The organism is Pseudomonas bubulae, assembly GCF_037023725.1.
Taxonomy (GTDB): domain Bacteria; phylum Pseudomonadota; class Gammaproteobacteria; order Pseudomonadales; family Pseudomonadaceae; genus Aquipseudomonas; species Aquipseudomonas bubulae.
On the sequence record NZ_CP146077.1, the window covers coordinates 2,361,195 to 2,379,231 of the forward strand.

Consider the following 18,037-nt stretch of genomic DNA (forward strand, 5'->3'; position numbering starts at 1 on the left):
TTGTTTTTGTTATTTCAAGGTGTTGGATCGGTTGTCAGTTATTCAGTAGTGGCTCCGGCAAGCCCTTGACCCCGGGGCGGAGGGCAAACACGCCTCCTGCCAACGGCTGGTCGGCGAGATCGCCTGCAGGGCGGATCGAGGTCACAAACAGGGTGTCCAGATCAGCGCCGCCAAAAGCGCACATCGCCGGTTTTTTCACGGGTACGGTCAGGGAGCGGTCGAGCTTGCCTTGCGGGGTAAAGCGATGGATCAGCCCGGCATCGTTGCCGCAAATCCAGTAGCAGCCCTCGGCATCCACGGCGGCGCCATCGGGGCGACCCGGGTGCTCGCCCATGTCCACAAACAGGCGACGGTTGTGAGGGGTACCCGTGTCGGTGTCGTAGTCAAAAGCCCAGATTTTTTGCACGTCCGGGTGTGAGTCCGACAGGTACAGGGTTTTGCCATCGGGGCTGAACGCCAGGCCGTTGGGCACGATCAAGCCCTGCAGTTGCGCCTTGAGCGGCTCGGTCTGGCCTGCGTTGTAGCGGTACATGGCGCCCACCGGGGCGCCGGCGGCCATGTCCATCACCATGGTGCCCGCCCAGAAGCGGCCCTGGCGGTCGCAGCGGCCATCATTGAAGCGCATGCCTGGCAGGGCATGGGTCACGCTGGCCAGCAAACGACTGTCGAGGCTGCCATCGGCGTGAGGGGTGATAGCGAACAGACCGTTTTCCATCGCGGCGATCCAACTGCCATGACCTGTCTGAGCAATGCAGGCGAGCATTTGCGAGGCTTGCCAACTGTGCTCTTTACCATCGGCGGGGCTCCAGCGATGCAAGCGTTTTGCCGGGATATCCACCCAGTAAAGTGCCTGCTCCGCGATGCTCCAGACCGGGCTTTCGCCGGTGGCATTACGTGCATCGAGAATCAGTTCAGCTGTCATGATGCCTCGACCTCTGTGATCTTGTTTTGGTGGCAGGGGCGTATTTATTCGTCGCCAAACGGGCCGGCAGCCACGAAGGCACCGCCCTGGTAAACCATGCTCGGGTCATTGGCCGCAGGCATCGGCTGAGCTTCGATCTTGTCGCGAAACACTTCAGAGGTGTCCCTGGGCTCAAAACCCAGGTGGGCGGCATAGCGGTTGTCCCACCACACATTGAGGTTGTTGGAGGCGCCATAGACCACGGTGTGGCCGACATCCGGCGTGTACAGCGAGCGCTCGAGCAGCTGTGTAAGGTCAGCAAAGCTCAGCCAGGTGCTCATCATCCGGCGGTTTTGCGGCTCGGGGAACGAGGAACCGATGCGGATGCTGACGGTTTCGATGCCATAGCGATCGAAGTAGAAGGTGGCCATGTCTTCGCCATAAGACTTGGACAGCCCGTAGTAACTGTCAGGCCGGCGCGGGGAGTGGGCATCCAGGGTCTGGTCCTGTTTGTAGAACCCGATGACATGGTTGGAACTGGCGAAAATCACCCGTTTGACGCCATGCCGGCGTGCCGCTTCGTAGATATGGAAAATGCCGCTGATATTGGGGCCGAGGATCTCTTCGAACGGGCGCTCCACCGAGACACCGCCAAAGTGCAGGATGGCGTCTACCCCTTCAACCAGCTGGTGGACGGCCTGTTTGTCGGCAAGGTCGCACATGAGCACTTCCTCGCGGCTGTCGGCAGCGGGAGCCATTGCGGCGATATCTGAAAGTCGCAGCACCCTGGCGTAGGGCTTGAGGGTTTCGCGTAGCACCTTCCCCAGACCGCCAGCAGCACCGGTGAGGAGAAGGCGATTGAAGGGGGTTTGGACAGTGTGTGTGGTTGTCATCAAAGGGCCCTGTCGTACTTGTTATTGTCAGTTGTCGTATGACTTGGGTTGGATTATTCACAGTCATTGCGGTGGTTGTCAATGCACAAGTGATCTGGATTATTCACCAAAAGCACCCTCTCCCAAAGGGAGAGGGGACTAAAGGCAAAAGCAGTTCTGCGTAACACCACGCATCAGCCCCCTCTCCCTTTGGGAGAGGGCAGGGGTGAGGGTCGCAAGCGCCCCCCGATGGCACAGACATGACTTACAGCAACGACAACGGATAGCTGATAAAGATGCGGTTCTCGTCGAATTCGTGGGTGCTGTAGTCGCGTCGGATACTCGCATTGCGCCAGCGCAGGTTGAGGTCCTTGAACGTACCGGCCTGTACGGTGTAAGCCAGTTCCGATTCGCGGCCCCATTCCTTGCCATCGGTGATGCTGCCGGTGTGGATGTTATCGCCACTGATATAGCGGTTCATCATGGTCAGGCCGGGGACGCCGAGCACCGCGAAATCCAGGTCATGACGCACTTGCCAGGAGCGCTCCTTGGCCAGGTCATAGCTGGAGTTGTAGCTGTCGTTGGCCAGGGTTCCGCCGCTGGTGCCATTGACCCTGAACCAGCCATCGTCGCCACTGATTTTCTGCAGGCCCACATACAGAGTGTTGCCCTTGTATTTGGCCGACAGCAGGGCGTAGGCGGTTCTATTGTCCAGGTCCCCCGCCAGTTTGTTACCGTCTTCCTTGCCCCAGAAATAACCGAGGTTTGCGCCCAGCGTCACATCGCCAACAGGTTGGCTGTGCAACACGTTTAAAAATTGCTGCTGGTAGATGTCTTCCAGCTGGGCATACCACAGGCCGACCTGGGTACGCTTTTCATTGAAGCTGTAATCACCGCCGGCAAAGTTGAAGCGATCGGAGGTAAAGGCACCTTTGCCGTTGAGCGACATGTCTTCCATGCTTGCGTCGTTACGCGGGCTGTTGGCGCGGAACTGGCCACCGTAGAGGTTCAGCCCGGCGATTTCTTTTGAAGTGATCTGGCCGCCACGGAAGGTTTGCGGCAAGGAGCGGCCATCGTCCGAGCGCAGGATCGGCAGCACCGGCATCCACTCGCCGATTTTCAGTTCCGTATTGGAGATTTTGGCCTTGGCCGCAACACCCAAACGACCAAAGTTATCGGCGGGCTCACCATCGCTGTGGGTCGGTAACAGTTGAGTACCGACCGTGCCCTTGCCGCCGTCGAGTTTTTGCGAGTAAAGCCCCAGTACATCCACTCCGAAACCGACAGTGCCCTGGGTATAGCCGGACTTGACGTCGAGAATGAAGTTTTGCGTCCACTCTTCGGCCTTGCTTTGCGGGTAGTCAGGGTTGGTATAGTTGCGGTTGATGTAGGCGTTGCGCAGGTTCAATGTAGCCTTGGTGTCATCGATAAAGCCTTCGGCCATACCGCTGACGGGCAGCGCCAGACCCATGCTGCCAAGGCCCAGCAACACCAGCGAGCGGGTACCACGGGAGGTTCTTGAGCAAGTGAACAGGGAGGGGGCACAGGTAGGTGTGATCATCCGTAGAGCTCCTGAGTATTATTATTTTTGTTATCTGTCGTCGTACAACCAGGCAGATTATTTACAGACTGTCTAGGGAGTTGTCAATGTCAGCGGCTACACTGCGTGCACCAGATTCCTACTCGCATCACTGACATGGATGGCTCATGAACGAAACAAGTCTGCAACGTAAAACCCTGCTCCTGTTGCTGGCCTTGGTCACAATTGCATTCATCTGGATTTTATTGCCGTTTTATGGCGCGATTTTTTGGGCTGTTGCCCTGGGGATTCTGTTTGCACCCCTGCAACGCAAGCTGCTACTCAAGCTAAAAGGCCGACGCAACCTGGCAACTTTTACCACGCTGGGGGCCTGTACGGTGATCGCGATCATTCCGGTCATCATCACCACGACCTTGCTGGTGCAGGAAGTGGCAACGCTCTACAAGGATGTTGAAAGCGGCAGAATCAACGTCGCCAGCTATGTCATGCAGTTCAAGGATATCCTGCCGGCCACCGCCCAGGACTGGCTTGACCGTTTCGGCATGGGCAATATCGACGGGCTGAGCGAGAAAGTATCCAAGGGTGCACTCGAAGGCAGCCAGTTTTTTGCCACCCAGGTGTTCAGCTTTGGTCAGAGCACCTTTGATCTGGTGGTGAGCTTTTTCATCATGCTGTACCTGCTGTACTTCTTTATTCGTGATGGCCAGCAAATGGTGCGCACCATCCGCAACGCGGTACCGCTTGCCGAACAGCAAAAACGTCTGTTGCAGCTCAAATTGCGCCGTGTGGTCCGGGCCTCGGTCAAGGGCAACCTGGCGGTGGCCATTACCCAGGGGGCATTGGGCGGGGTGATTTTCTGGGTGTTGGGCATCCACAGCGCGCTGTTCTGGGCGGTGCTGATGATGTTCCTGTCGCTGTTGCCCGCCGTGGGTGCCGGCATCGTCTGGGCACCGGTCGCGGTTTACTTCGTAGTGACCGGCTCGGTCTGGCAGGGTGTGGTGCTGGCGCTGTATGGGGTCTTTGTGATCGGCATGGTGGACAACGTGCTGCGCCCCATCCTGGTGGGCAAGGACACGAAAATGCCGGACTTCCTGATTTTGATCTCGACCCTGGGCGGCATGGCGATCTTCGGCCTCAATGGCTTTGTGATCGGGCCATTGATTGCCGCCCTGTTCCTGTCCAGCTGGGGCCTGTTCAGTGGCACCCGGCGCAAGGTGCGGTTGCCAGCCGATATCCCGTCCGGCGATTAACGGAAGCTGTAGGAAACCCCCACGTAGGCGCCCCTGCCTTCACCGGGGGTGGAGCGCGCGGCGTCCAGTCCCTTGTCGTCATACCCTGGCGTAACCGTAGCGGCATAGCGCTCGCCACTCAGGTTGCGCAGGTCGAGCCAGGCTTGCCAGTCCTGCTTGGGGGCGTTGTAGCCCAGGGTTGCGCCCCAAAGCATATAGGACGAGGTGTAATACGAGTTGGCGTAATCCACCGCCATGCGTGAGGCAACCTGGGTGTTCACCCCGGCATAGAAGCCCTGCGGATGGTCATAGCGTACTTCGGCCTGGTAGTAGTGTTGCGGGATCCCCGGCAACTTGTTGTCGCCAAAGCGCTCGTCGTCACGGTAATGGAAGTCGCTGAAGGTGTAGGCCTGGCGCAGAGATACCTTGCCTGCGGCTCTCCCTTCCCACAGCAGACTGTTGAGCCCGGCTTCGATGCCTTGGTGCACGGTTGGGCTGGCGTTGTATTCACCGACGATGGGTGACTCGATCTCCACGGTCAGTAACTCATGGCGTACAGCCGAGTAATACCAGGCCAGATCCCATTTACCTACCCATGACTCGCCACGTGTGCCCAGCTCCAGCGTTGTAGCCGTCTGATTTTGCATGGCTATCGGTGTGCTTTGACGATCTGTTGCGGGGCCGCTGTCTTTGAAGCGGTACGGCGAACTCCAGATCATCGACCAAGGGTGCGGTGGTTCGACCGAGCGGCTCAGGTTGCCGTACACCTGCAGGCTCGGGTTGAACTCGTAGCGCAGGCCAACACGGGGTGCGTAGTCCCAATCATGCTGGCTGACCTTGCCGCCGCTCTCGGGGTAGCTCACATCACTTTCGCGGCGGGTGTAGATCAACGCCATACCGGTGGTCAGCCACAGATCGGGGATCAGCTCAAGGTCATTGCTGGCGTGCAACACGGTGTCTGAGCCTTGGTAGCTGAAGTCACGAGTCTTGGTGCCGACCGGGTATATAGTCGAAATACGTACAAATTCCGACGCACCGCTGTTAGGCAAATGCTTGGTGTTGCGCAGGCCCACGGTGGTGTTGCTTTCGAGGCCGAACAGGGTGTCGCGGCGCTTGTAGTTGAGCGTGCCGCTGACATCGGTATAGGCAACTTTCAAGCGGTTAGGGCCTTCTCGCAGATCCATCGGGTAGTCGTGATAGACCAGGCCCACTTCCAGCTGCGAATCGTCATCCAGGTACATCGTGGTCTTGTTGCCCAGCCAGGTACTGCCGGGTTGCGGGCGGCTGTAGTCCCCTGCCACATAGGCCGGGTTGGCTGCGCGGGGGTGATGCTTGATATTGTCTTTGGTCACGCGCCCGGCCAGTTCGTTATCGGTTTCGCGATAGCGCAGGTAGAAGCGGGTTTCCAGTTGTGGACTGAAGCGATAACCGACATTGGCTGCGATGCCTTTGCTGCTGCCAGCGGTATGGTGTTGATAGCCGTCGGTGTCTGAGTCGGTCAGGGCGACATAGTAGTCCAGATCTCCCAGCACCTGCCCGGAGCTGATCTGGCGTTTCTGATAGCCATAGCTGCCCGTTTCATAACGCACCTGCAATGGCGCGGCGTCGTAGCCGGTGTGGGTGACGTAGTTGATCGAGCCGCCCAGGGCCAGCGAGCCGGTGTCGAAGCCATTGGCGCCGCGCAGCACTTCGGCGCGGCTCAACCATAGCGGTTCGAACAGTTCGTAGGGCGTACCGCCGGGGCCGGTCAGGGGCAGGCCGTCGAACATGACATACAGCCCCGAGCCGTGGGCGCTAGGGGCGCGGTTGATACCCGAGCCACGCACCGAGACCTTGGCCCCGTCATTGCCCGCCGATTGCGCGTAGACCCCTGGCTGGTAGGCCAGTACATCGGCATTGCTGGCGGTGCGACCGTTTTCGACGCGGGCCATATTGATCAGGTTGCTGGCGCCGGGCACTTCATTGAGTGCGTTCTGGGCGGCTTCCAGTTCGCTGCTTTCTTCGCTGCGTACCTGCACCTCACCCAGTTCCAGGGCACTGCCGTAGGCGGGGGTGGCACTGAGGAGTGCCAAAGGTAAAAGCGAGGAGAACACGGATCGCATTAATGGAGCTTCCAGATCGATGGGCGGGCGGCGCGCCAGCCTATACAAGCCCGGAATCACTCGCAACTGTCACGGTTGCAATCCAGTTGTGGGAGCGAGCCTGCTCGCGAAGCTGCAAGCTCACGCTTTTTCGGGATTTATCGCACAGGTTTGGCAATTGCTGGAGGTCTGATGCGGGGCCTATAGTGGGTGCTCGCCGATAAGGCGACCGGGATTGGCGATCCGCAGTAACTTTAAATAAGTACATAATTGCTATTTACGGTTGAGCGTGTAATTTGCTCGAAATGTTTTATGGCAGTTGTACGTGGGAGATCTTCGGGTCTGCCGGGTTTTCTTAAAGTTACCGGTTCGCCAACCCACGTACAGCGGCCACCTTTTTTGTTTGGCGACAAAAATGGATGGCTAAATCCAACTTTAAGAGACTTTCTTATGACGAATTCACCGTATATCCCGTTAACAGCCATTGACTGCACCATCCCCGCCTTGCTGATCGATCGCAACGTCCCCCTCGATGTGCTCCATGCCAACGCAGTCGCCCGCGTTCTGGCTGTAACTCAACTGATGGAATCGTTCTCCAGCCGCGAAGTGCAGCAGGCCGATTCGGTTGATCTCAAACATCTGGCTACGGTTTCAGCGCAATTGCTGCGCGATGGTTGTGACCTGCTCGATGTGCTGGGCTGGCGCTTGCGGCCCGCTTGATCGTGTTTGTTTAACTGATACGTTGAGTACATATCCGGCATTTGTGTCTAACTTAAATAGTGGTTTCGCCCTTACGGCGAGTCCCTTTTTGAAGGACCAAAAAGGAACCAAAAAGTCCTCGCCCCATCGTACGGCCTTCGCTTCGCTCAGGTTCCCTCGCTCCGGCTCTGCTCCGTGGGCACGCCGCCACGGGCCATCCATGGCCCATCGCGGCTCTCCCGGCATCCATGCCGGGAGACCCACTCCACAGAACCTCCTCTCGGCCTCCCGGGAGGGCTGGCAGATCAAAAGCACTGCACCGCGAGGCGGCCGACCGGCCGGCCTGTTTGGCGGCGAGGTCTGCGAGCCCCGCACATCCCCTCTGTGGGAGCGGGCTTGCTCGCGATGGCATCGGCGCGCTTAGCCTGCCAGACCATGCCGTCTGCATCGCAGGCAAGCCAGCTCCCACAGGTTTAGCGTCGCATAGAAATCCTGAGTATTTACAACTTCCACATGATTTGTGGTGCAACAAAAAACCCCGTGAAGGCCAGGCCTCCACGGGGTTTTGGGTACAGCCGCTAACGCTTAGCCAACCAGGCCCAGGGTTGCCTGTTGCACCAGCTGCAGCATCGGCTGCGGGTAGACACCCAGGAAGAACACCAGTACCGAGACCGCCAGCAGCATCACGCCGCCCGCTTTCTGTTCCCAGTTCAGCGGTGCATCGTGGCGATGCAGTTTCGGCTCGACCAGGTACAGGGTCACCATCACACGCAGGTAGTAGAACACGCCAATGGCGCTACCCAGGATCAGGGAACCCACCAGCCACCATTGGTGAGCTTCAACACCGGTGGCAATGATGTAGAACTTGCCGATAAAGCCGGCGGTCAGCGGGATACCCGCCAGCGACAGCATCATCACGGTCATCACCGCAGTCAGGTACGGACGACGCCAGAACAGGCCGCGGTACTCGTACAGTGCGTCGGCGTCACGACCTTTGTACGGCGAGGACATCAACGTGATCACACCGAATGCACCCAGGCTGGTCAGCACATAGGTGATCAGGTACACGCCGATGGCTTCCATGGCCATGCCTTTGCTCGCCACCAGGGCGATCAGCAGGTAGCCAAAGTGAGCGATGGACGAGTAACCCAGCAGACGCTTGAGGTTGTTCTGGGTCAGGGCCAGCAGGTTACCGAACAGGATCGAGGCAATCGCGATCACGGTCAGGACATCGCTCATCACACCGGTGGTTGCCGATGGGGTGATCTGGAACAGACGCACCATCACGGCAAACACGGCAACTTTCGACGCGGTAGCCAGGAACGCGGCGACCGGCGCCGGAGCACCTTCGTATACGTCCGGCGTCCACAGGTGGAAAGGCACCAGCGACAGTTTGAAGGCCAGGCCCACCAGCATCATGCCCAGGCCCAGTTGGGCAATGGCGCTAGGAGCGCCAGTGGCCGCCAGGGCGTGACCGATACCGCTGAAGCTCAAGCTGCCGGCTTCGGCGTACAGCAAGGCCATGCCGAACAACAGGAACGCGGAACCGGCTGCCGACAGCACCATGTACTTGATGCCGGCTTCCAGGGAGCGCTTGTTGAAGAAGGCATAGGCCACGAGGCCGTAAACCGGTACCGAGAGCAGTTCCAGACCGATAAACAAACCGGCCAGGTGTTGCGCGCTGACCAGCACAATACCGCCGGTCGCTGCCAGCAGCATCAGCAGGTACAGCTCTTCGCGGTTGCCCGGATAGCCCGTGCCGCCTTCACCCAGGTAGGCGTGCGCCAGGGTGACGCAGGCCAGGGTCGCGACCAGGATCAGGCCGATATACAGATAGGCGAAGTTGTCCATCATCAACAGCGGGGTGACAGCCAGTGGAACAACTTTCAACGCCGGGAAGATCGACAACAGGGCCAGGTTAAGACCCGCCACCGAAAGCAGGAAGGTCTGTGAATGGTTGCGGCGCCACGCGATTGCCAGCATCACCACAACAACGGTGAGGCTGGTAATCAGCAGTGGAGCAAGCGCGATAAAGTGTTGGATCGTGAATTCCATAGCGCTCTTACCGGGCCGAAGCGAGTTGAGTGAAGGCGGTGCCGAGCCATTGCTGCACGCCATGCATGGTCGCAGCGGAGGTATCGAGGAACGGTTGTGGGTACACGCCGATAAACACCAGCAGTACCGCCAGACCGAGCACCATGATCAGTTCACGTGCATCCATACCGGCCAGTACATCGTCCGATTTGGATGGGCCGAAGTAGGCACGGTGAATCATGATCAGCGAGTAGACCGAACCAAACACCAGGCCGGTTGTGGCGATCGCGGTGACCCAAGGGAAGCTGGCAAACGAGCCAATCAGGATCAGGAACTCGCCGACAAAGTTGCCGGTGCCCGGCAAGCCCAGGGACGCCGCCGCGAAGAACAGGCTAATGGCCGGCAGGTAAGCGATCTTGGACCACAAACCACCCATTTCACGCATGTCACGGGTATGCAGACGCTCATACAACTGGCCGCTGAGGATAAACAGCGCAGCTGCCGAAACACCGTGGGCCAACATCTGGATCACGGCGCCTTGCAGGGCCAGCTGGCTGCCGGAGTAGATACCGATCAGCACGAAACCCATATGGGAAACGCTGGAGAACGCGATCAGACGCTTGATATCGGTTTGTGCGAACGCCAGGAAAGCACCGTAGAAAATCCCGATCAGACCCAGGGTCATGGCGATCGGCGCAAACTCGGCCGAGGCATTCGGGAACAGCGGCAAGGCGAAACGCAGCAAACCATACGCAGCGGTCTTCAACAGGATACCGGCCAGGTCCACAGAACCTGCGGTAGGTGCCTGTGCGTGAGCATCCGGCAGCCAGGAGTGGAACGGTACGACCGGCAGCTTCACGGCGAAAGCAATGAAGAAGCCCAGCATCAGGATGTACTCGGTGGTGAGCGACATCTTGGTTTTCAGCAACTCGGCGTAGCTGAAGGTAATCACGCCGGTGTTGTTGAAGTTGACCAGCACCAGACCCAGGATCGCCACCAGCATGATCAGGCCGGAAGCCTGAGTGAAGATGAAGAACTTGGTGGCGGCGTAGATACGGGTTTTCTTGCCGTCCGACGAGCTATGACCCCAGAGCGCGATGAGGAAATACATCGGCACCAGCATCATTTCCCAGAAGAAGAAGAACATGAACAGGTCGATGGCGAGGAACACGCCAACCACACCGCCCAGGATCCACATCAGGTTCAGGTGGAAGAAGCCCACGTGACGCTGAATTTCTTTCCACGAACACAGCACCGACAGCACACCGAGCAAGCCGGTGAGCAGGATCATCAGCAGCGACAGGCCGTCCAGCGCCAGGTGCACGCTGATACCGAAGCGGGCAATCCAGGTGTGCTGGAACTCAAGGGCCCAGGTCGGGTCGGCGCCAGGCGCCGGTGCAAATGAGTAGTTCCCCTGGGACCACAGCCAAAGGCCGAGGGCAAGCTCAAGGGACATGGTCAGCAACGCAATCCAGCGTGGCAGGGTAGAGCCGAAGCGCTCACCCAGCCAGCACAGCAGGCCGCCGATAAAGGGGATCAGGATTAGCCAAGGCAGAATCATGACGGGCTCAATTCCTTTCGCAAAGTCGAAGGTTCATATCAGACCGCTACCAGCACGATGGCGCCCATGACCAGTACAGCACCGGCGGCCATGGATGCAGCGTACCAACGCAGTTGACCGGTTTCGCTGCGGCTCAGGGCGTTATGCCCGGCCTTGGCCATCTTCGGGATCAAACCAATGGTCTGGTCCAGAGGATCTTTGGCCAGCAAGCGGCAGATCAACAGGTACGGTTTGACGAACAGTTTGTCGTACAGCCAGTCGAAGCCCCAGGCAGCGAACCACCAGGCTGACAGGAAGCGACCGATGCCGCTGTTGGCGACGGCGCTTACAAAGCGACGCTTGCCCAGGTACAGCAGGGCAGCCAGCAGGATACCGGCCAGGGCGATGGCACCCGAGGCGATTTCCAGGCTGTGCTTGGCTTCACCGCCAGCATGGCCAACGCTTTGTGGCAGTACACCGGCCAGTGGCGGGGTGATCATGGCGCCGATAAAAGTCGACAGTACGATCAGCACGCTCAGTGGCAGCCAGTAGGTCACGCCGTGGCCTGCATGGGCTTCAGTCTTGGCTTCACCGTGGAACGTGACGAAGATCAGGCGGAAGGTGTACAGCGAGGTCATGAACGCACCGACCAGACCGGCATACAACAGTTCGTTGTTACCGCTGGCGAAGGCTTCCCAGAGGATTTCGTCCTTGGAGTAGAAACCGGCCGTCAGCAATGGCAAGGCAGACAGCGCCGCGCCACCGACGATAAAGCTGGCGTAGGCCAATGGCAGTTTTTTCCACAGGCCGCCCATCTTGAAGATGTTCTGCTCGTGATGGCAGGCAACGATGACCGCACCGGAGGCAAGGAACAGCAGCGCCTTGAAGAAGGCGTGGGTCATCAGGTGGAAGATCGCGCCGTCCCAGGCACCCACGCCCAATGCCAGGAACATGTAGCCGATCTGGCTCATGGTCGAGTAGGCAAGGATACGTTTGATGTCGGTTTGTACCAGTGCGGCGAAACCGGCCAGTACCAGGGTCACACCGCCGACGATGCCCACCAGGTGCAGCACTTCAGGTGCCAGGGTGAACAGGCCGTGGGTACGGGCAATCAGGTACACACCGGCGGTTACCATGGTTGCGGCGTGGATCAGTGCCGAAACCGGGGTAGGGCCGGCCATCGCGTCTGCCAGCCAGGTTTGCAGCGGCAGTTGCGCGGATTTACCGACAGCACCACCCAGCAGCATCAGGGTTGCCAGCACGATCCAGAAATCACCGGCCTGGAACTTCTGCGGTGCCAGCACCAGCAGTTCCTTGATGTTCAGCGTGCCCAGTTGCTGGAACAGGATAAACAGGCCGATGGCCAGGAACACGTCGCCGACACGGGTCACGATAAAGGCTTTGAGTGCCGCGTTGCCGTTGTTGCGGTTGCTGTAGTAGAAACCGATCAACAGGTACGAGCACAGGCCCACGCCTTCCCAGCCGAAGTACACGAACAGCAGGTTATCGGCCAGGATCAGGAACAGCATGCTGGCGATAAACAGGTTGGTGTAGGCAAAGAAACGCGAGTAGCCGTCTTCACCGCGCATGTACCACGAGGCGAAGACATGGATCAGAAAGCCCACGCCGACCACGACACCGAGCATGGTGACCGACAGGCCGTCCAGGTGCAGGGCGAAGTTGGGCTTGAAGCCTTCTACCGAGATCCACTGCCACAGTACTTGTGTGTACTCGCCGCCGGGTGGCGGCGCGACATTGAATTGCCAGATCACAAACGCGGCCACGATGGCCGAAAGGCCAATGGAGCCGACGCCGATCAGCGCCGAGAGGTTTTCGCTGAAGCGTCCACGGGAGAACGACAGCAGCAAAAAGCCGATCAGGGGGAATACGAAAGTCAGAAAGAGAAGGTTCATCCGCGCATCTCACTGGCAGCATCGATATCAAGCGTATGGAAGCGGCGATACAGCTGCAGCAGGATCGCCAGGCCGATACTGGCCTCGGCGGCTGCCAGGGTGATCACCAGGATGAACATGACCTGTCCATCCGGCTGCGCCCAGCGTGCACCGGCAACGATGAAGGCCAGAGCAGCGGCGTTCATCATGATTTCCAGACTCATCAATACGAAGAGAATGTTGCGACGTACCATCAGGCCAACCAGACCGAGGCAGAACAGGATGCCGGCAACGGCCAAACCATGTTCGAGAGGTATTCCTGGCATGTTATTGCTCCTTCGCCTCAGTGCGGCCCAAGTGGAACGCCGTCACAGCTGCAGCAAGCAGCAGCATCGAGGCGAGTTCGACCACCAGCAGATACGGACCGAACAGGCTGATGCCCACGGCTTTTGCATCGATGGTGGTTTGACCGATTGCCGCACCGCTCGGGTGAGCGAACAGCACGTACAGCAATTCGGCCAGCAGGATGGCGGACAGAATGCTCGGCCCGATCCAGATGCCCGGCTTGAGCCAGTGGCGTTCTTGCGTCACCGAGGCGGGGCCCTGGTTGAGCATCATCACCACGAACACAAACAGCACCATGATGGCACCGGCGTAGGCGATCACTTCGAGCACACCGGCAAAGGGTGCGCCCAGGCTAAAGAACGTCATCGCCACGGCAATCAGCGAAATAATCAGGTAGAGCAGGGCGTGCACAGGGTTGGTGTTGGTGATCACGCGTAGCGTGGACACGACAGCGACACCCGATGCGAAATAGAAAGCGAATTCCATCGTTCTTCCTTAAGGCAGCAAGCTCTTCACGTTGATCGGCTCGGCTTCGTTCTGGGCAGCGCCTTTCGGCTTGCCTTCCACGGCCATACCCGCAACACGATAGAAGTTGTAATCAGGGTTCTTACCGGGACCGGAGATCAGCAGATCTTCTTTCTCGTACACCAGATCCTGACGTTTGAACTCGGCCATCTCGAAATCCGGTGTCAGCTGGATCGCGGTGGTCGGGCAGGCTTCCTCACACAGACCGCAAAAAATGCAGCGTGAGAAGTTGATGCGGAAGAACTCCGGGTACCAGCGGCCATCTTCGGTTTCGGCTTTTTGCAGCGAGATGCAGCCGACCGGGCACGCCACGGCGCACAGGTTGCAGGCTACACAGCGCTCTTCGCCGTCCGGGTCGCGGGTCAGGACAATCCGGCCACGGTAGCGCGGCGGCAAGTACACCGGTTCTTCCGGATACTGCAGCGTGTCACGCTTGCGGAAGGCATGGCCAAACACCATCACCAAGCTGCGAAGCTGGGTGTAGGTGCCATGCACGATGTCAAACAGATACTTGAACATGGGTCTCTATCCTCACTGAACCGCGCCGGCAGGCGTGTTCAACAACACGACTGCGGCGGTCACCAGCAGATTGATCAGGGTCAGCGGCAGGCAGAACTTCCAGCTGAAGTCCATCACTTGGTCATACCGTGGGCGCGGAATGGAAGCGCGCAGCAGGATGAAGATCATGATGAAAAACGCGGTCTTCAGAGCGAACCAGATAAACGGAATCTGGGGCAGCAGACCGAAAGGTCCGTGCCAGCCACCGAAGAACAAAGTCACCAGCAACGCCGAGATCAACACGATCCCGATGTACTCACCCACGAAGAACATGCCCCATTTCATGCCGGCGTATTCAATGTGGTAACCATCGGCCAGTTCCTGTTCCGCTTCCGGCTGGTCGAAGGGGTGACGGTGAGTCACGGCCACGCCAGCGATAAAGAAGGTCAGGAAACCGAAGATCTGCGGGATGATGAACCACAGGTTCTGCGCTTGATATTCAACGATGTCGCGCATGTTGAACGAGCCAACCTGCACCACGATGCCCATCAGCGCCAGGCCCATGAACACTTCGTAGGACACGGTTTGCGCCGAGGCACGCAAGGCACCCAGCAGGGCGAACTTGTTGTTGCTCGACCAGCCGGCGAACAGCACCGCATAGACCGACAGACCGGCCATGGCGAAGAAGAACAGGATACCGACGTTCAGATCCGCCACGCCCCAGGTCGGGGTGATCGGGATAATCGCAAAGGCGATCAGCAAGGCACTCATGGCCACAACCGGCGCCAGGGTGAAAATCGCCTTGTCGGCAAACGGTGGGGTCCAGTCTTCCTTGAAGAACATCTTGATCATGTCGGCTGCGATCTGGAACGCACCGAACGGGCCCACGCGGTTCGGACCGTAACGGTCCTGCCACAGGGCCAGCAGGCGACGTTCAACCCAGCTCAGCAGCGCGCCGCACACCACTACGGCGAGCAGGATTACCACGGCTTTGACCACCGAGATAATCACGTCGATCACTTCAGGCGTAAACCAGGTCATTGGGCTGCCTCCTGCAAACCGTCAACGGTAAGGCCAAAGATCGCTGGCGGGATACCGGCCAGGCCTGCTGGCAGTGCTACCAGGCCTGCACCCAGCTCTTCATTGATACGCAGTGGCAGACGCAGGGTCACACCGGCAACGTTGAGGCTGAGCAGGGCGCCATCGTTGACACCCAGGCGGTCGGCTTCGGATTTGGCCAGTGCGATATAAGCGGCTGGAATGCGTTCTTGCACCGGTGCGGCTTTCGAAGAGTTCTCTTCGCTGCCCAGCAGATGGTAGAACGGCACGACTTGCCAGGTGCCGCGAGCCGGGTTGAACGCGCCCGGAATATTGGCGAACCAATTCAGCGAGTCGCCCTTGCTTTCGATCAGGCGGATGCCCGGGTCGCCCGCACGGATATGACCACCCACTTCGTCCTGGAACTTGTTCCAGGCTTGTGGCGAGTTCCAGCCCGGCGACCAGGCGAACGGCACTTGTTGGCGCGGTTCGACGGAGCCCGAGTAACCTTCCATGGAGAAGGCGAACGCGGTGTCCGGGTCTTGCGGGGTGCGCGGTTCGTGCACGCTGATATTGGCGCGCATGGCAGTACGGCCGCTGTAGCGCAAAGGTTCGCGCGCCAGCTTCATGCCTTTGATACGGAATGCTGCCGACGGTGCCGCATCAACGATGCCGGCCAGTTCTGGCGTGCTTGCCGCTGTTTGCTGTGTCACGTGATCGAGCAGGGTCCAGTCAACCGCCTTGTTCAGCAGGGTGCTGCGCAGGGCGTGCAACCAGCGCCAGCCTTCGTGGATCAAGTTGCTCGAATCGAGGTAGCGCGGCTCGAACACCTGGAAGAAGCGTTGGGCACGACCTTCCTGACTCACCAGCGTACCGTCGCCTTCAGCAAAGCTTGCCGCTGGCAGAACCAGATCGGCACGGTCGGTGGTTGCGGTCTTCTGATGATCGGCAACGATCACCACTTTGGCCGCGTCCAGTGCTGCGTTGACCTTGACCGCATCGACACGGGTAAACAGATCGTTTTCCAGCACCACGATGGCGTCGGCTTTACCGTCGATCACAGCTTGCAACGCAGCGTCTACCGATTCGCCGCCGAGCATGGCCAGACCGAGGCTGTTGGCTTCCGGCACGACCAGGCTGATGGAGCCGGCTTTCTCACGCAGGTGCAGCGCCTTGGCGATGTTACCTGCGGCTTCGATCAGGGCCTTGGAGCCCAGGGAAGTACCGGCAATGATCAATGGGCGTTTGGCTGCCAGCAGGGCGTCGGCGATGCGCTTGGCCAGCTCCAGGGCTTCAGCGTCCAGGCCGGCAACGGCAGGGGCGCTGGCGTCGATGGCGTGAGCCACGGCGAAACCGATACGGGCCAGGTCATCCGGCGCAGCGTGTACGCATTCTTCAGCCACGTCGTCGAGCTTGGTTTCAGCCAGGCTGGCAATAAACAGCGGGTTCAGCGCGTGCTGACCGATGTTTTTCACCGCAGCGTCGAGCCAAGGCTGAACGCGCATGGCGTCGGCCATTTCTTCAGCTTTGCCCTTGACCGACTGACGCAGCGACAGCGCCATACGGGCGGCGGTCTGGGTCAGGTCTTCACCCAGTACGAAGATGGCGTCGTGATCTTCGATCTCGCGCATGTTCGGGACGGGCAGCGGGCTGTCTTTCAAGACTTGCAGCACCAGGCGGATGCGCTCCAGCTCACCGGCTTCGATACCCGAGTAGAAGTGCTCGGCACCGACCAGCTCGCGCAACGCGTAGTTGCTTTCGAGGCTGGCGCGCGGCGATCCGATACCGACGATGTTACGACCGCGCAACAGATCGGCGGCTTTATCCAGTGCAGCGTCAACGCTCAGTTTGCTGCCGTCGGCCAACAATGGCTGACGTGGGCGGTCGGTGCGGTTGACGTAGCCATAGCCAAAACGGCCACGGTCACACAGGAAGTACTGGTTAACCGAACCGTTGAAACGGTTTTCGATGCGACGCAGTTCACCGTAACGCTCGCCCGGGCTGATGTTGCAGCCGCTGGAACAACCGTGGCAGATGCTTGGTGCAAACTGCATGTCCCATTTGCGGTTGTAACGCTCGGAGTGAGTTTTGTCGGTGAACACACCGGTCGGGCAGACTTCTGTGAGGTTGCCCGAGAACTCGCTTTCGAGCACGCCGTCTTCAACGCGACCGAAGTACACGTTATCGTGGGCGCCGAATACACCGAGGTCAGTGCCGCCCGCGTAGTCTTTATAGAAACGCACACAGCGATAGCAGGCGATGCAGCGGTTCATTTCGTGGGAAATGAACGGGCCGAGTTCCTGGTTCTGGTGAGTACGCTTGGTGAAGCGATAACGGCGCTCGTTGTGGCCGGTCATCACGGTCATGTCTTGCAGATGGCAATGGCCGCCCTCTTCGCACACAGGACAGTCGTGCGGGTGGTTGGTCATCAGCCATTCAACAACGCTGGCGCGAAACACTTTCGCTTCTTCGTCGTCGATGGAAATCCAGCTACCGTCGGTGGCCGGAGTCATGCATGACATGACGATACGACCACGCTTGTCGTTCTCGTCGGTGTACTGCTTGACGGCGCATTGGCGGCAGGCGCCAACACTGCCCAGGGCAGGGTGCCAGCAGAAATACGGGATATCGAGGCCCAGCGACAGACATGCCTGTAACAGGTTGTCTGCCCCATCGACTTCGAGATCTTTGCCGTCTACGTGGATAGTGGCCATGGTTCAAAGGTCTTCGTTGGCCCGGTGTCAGCGGGCGTGGCTAATGGAATCTTGTTATGCGTTCGAAGCAACCCAGCCTTACGGCGTTATCGAACGATCAGAAGGGGGCACGGACCCCCTTCATTCAGA

General features: G+C 59.2%; 14 protein-coding genes. 2 read left to right on the forward strand and 12 right to left on the reverse strand.

The window, feature by feature from the left end:
* Window positions 1–34: 34 nt before the first annotated feature.
* From V6L81_RS11025 to V6L81_RS11035, 3 genes are all read right to left on the reverse strand, one after another.
* Window positions 35–922 carry an SMP-30/gluconolactonase/LRE family protein gene (locus V6L81_RS11025; RefSeq protein WP_095002106.1) on the reverse strand — a complete coding sequence of 296 codons (888 nt, stop codon included), beginning with the start codon at window positions 920–922 and terminating at the stop codon, window positions 35–37.
* 44 nt (window positions 923–966) lie between these two features.
* Entirely contained in the window at window positions 967–1,794 is an 828-nt protein-coding gene (locus V6L81_RS11030; protein ID WP_095031728.1) for an NAD(P)-dependent oxidoreductase, read from the reverse strand.
* A gap of 244 nt (window positions 1,795–2,038) precedes the next feature.
* Window positions 2,039–3,334, reverse strand: coding sequence for an OprD family porin (locus V6L81_RS11035; protein ID WP_095031729.1), 1,296 nt, complete (start codon window positions 3,332–3,334; stop codon window positions 2,039–2,041).
* 146 nt (window positions 3,335–3,480) lie between these two features.
* On the opposite strand from V6L81_RS11035, the gene V6L81_RS11040 reads away from it, so the two are divergent.
* On the forward strand, window positions 3,481–4,563 hold the full coding sequence (locus V6L81_RS11040; RefSeq protein WP_095002103.1) for an AI-2E family transporter: 1,083 nt from the start codon (window positions 3,481–3,483) through the stop codon (window positions 4,561–4,563).
* Here V6L81_RS11040 and V6L81_RS11045 read toward each other — a convergent pair.
* The gene (locus V6L81_RS11045) at window positions 4,560–6,644 is read right to left on the reverse strand and encodes a TonB-dependent receptor domain-containing protein (protein ID WP_307988259.1); all 2,085 of its coding nucleotides are present in this window, start codon (window positions 6,642–6,644) and stop codon (window positions 4,560–4,562) included. The two genes, V6L81_RS11040 and V6L81_RS11045, sit on opposite strands and share 4 nt — an antisense overlap.
* A gap of 429 nt (window positions 6,645–7,073) precedes the next feature.
* On the opposite strand from V6L81_RS11045, the gene V6L81_RS11050 reads away from it, so the two are divergent.
* Window positions 7,074–7,343: a short-chain dehydrogenase gene (locus V6L81_RS11050; RefSeq protein WP_095019118.1), complete on the forward strand. Its 270-nt coding sequence runs from the start codon at window positions 7,074–7,076 to the stop codon at window positions 7,341–7,343.
* A 564-nt stretch (window positions 7,344–7,907) separates the two neighbouring features.
* Here V6L81_RS11050 and nuoN read toward each other — a convergent pair.
* From nuoN to nuoG, 8 genes are read right to left on the reverse strand one after another with little or no spacing between them, the layout of a single operon-like run.
* The gene (gene nuoN, locus V6L81_RS11055; protein WP_095003304.1) at window positions 7,908–9,377 is read right to left on the reverse strand and encodes an NADH-quinone oxidoreductase subunit NuoN; all 1,470 of its coding nucleotides are present in this window, start codon (window positions 9,375–9,377) and stop codon (window positions 7,908–7,910) included.
* 7 nt (window positions 9,378–9,384) lie between these two features.
* On the reverse strand, window positions 9,385–10,917 hold the full coding sequence (nuoM, locus tag V6L81_RS11060) for an NADH-quinone oxidoreductase subunit M (protein ID WP_095003303.1): 1,533 nt from the start codon (window positions 10,915–10,917) through the stop codon (window positions 9,385–9,387).
* A 38-nt stretch (window positions 10,918–10,955) separates the two neighbouring features.
* Window positions 10,956–12,809 (reverse strand): NADH-quinone oxidoreductase subunit L, encoded by a 1,854-nt coding sequence (gene nuoL / locus V6L81_RS11065; protein ID WP_095003302.1) that lies wholly within the window; start codon window positions 12,807–12,809, stop codon window positions 10,956–10,958.
* Window positions 12,806–13,114: an NADH-quinone oxidoreductase subunit NuoK gene (nuoK, locus tag V6L81_RS11070; protein ID WP_019412103.1), complete on the reverse strand. Its 309-nt coding sequence runs from the start codon at window positions 13,112–13,114 to the stop codon at window positions 12,806–12,808. Before nuoK ends, nuoL begins: the two co-directional genes overlap by 4 nt.
* Before the next feature lies 1 nt (window position 13,115).
* On the reverse strand, window positions 13,116–13,619 hold the full coding sequence (gene nuoJ, locus V6L81_RS11075) for an NADH-quinone oxidoreductase subunit J (RefSeq protein WP_019412102.1): 504 nt from the start codon (window positions 13,617–13,619) through the stop codon (window positions 13,116–13,118).
* Between the two features lie 9 nt (window positions 13,620–13,628).
* Window positions 13,629–14,177, reverse strand: a complete 549-nt coding sequence (nuoI, locus tag V6L81_RS11080; protein ID WP_016780194.1) for an NADH-quinone oxidoreductase subunit NuoI — start codon at window positions 14,175–14,177, stop codon at window positions 13,629–13,631.
* 12 nt (window positions 14,178–14,189) lie between these two features.
* Window positions 14,190–15,197 carry an NADH-quinone oxidoreductase subunit NuoH gene (nuoH, locus tag V6L81_RS11085; RefSeq protein WP_016780195.1) on the reverse strand — a complete coding sequence of 336 codons (1,008 nt, stop codon included), beginning with the start codon at window positions 15,195–15,197 and terminating at the stop codon, window positions 14,190–14,192.
* Complete coding sequence (nuoG, locus tag V6L81_RS11090; protein WP_095024123.1) at window positions 15,194–17,908, reverse strand: NADH-quinone oxidoreductase subunit NuoG; 2,715 nt, start codon at window positions 17,906–17,908, stop codon at window positions 15,194–15,196. The genes nuoH and nuoG overlap by 4 nt, the downstream gene beginning before the upstream one ends.
* Window positions 17,909–18,037 lie beyond the last annotated feature (129 nt).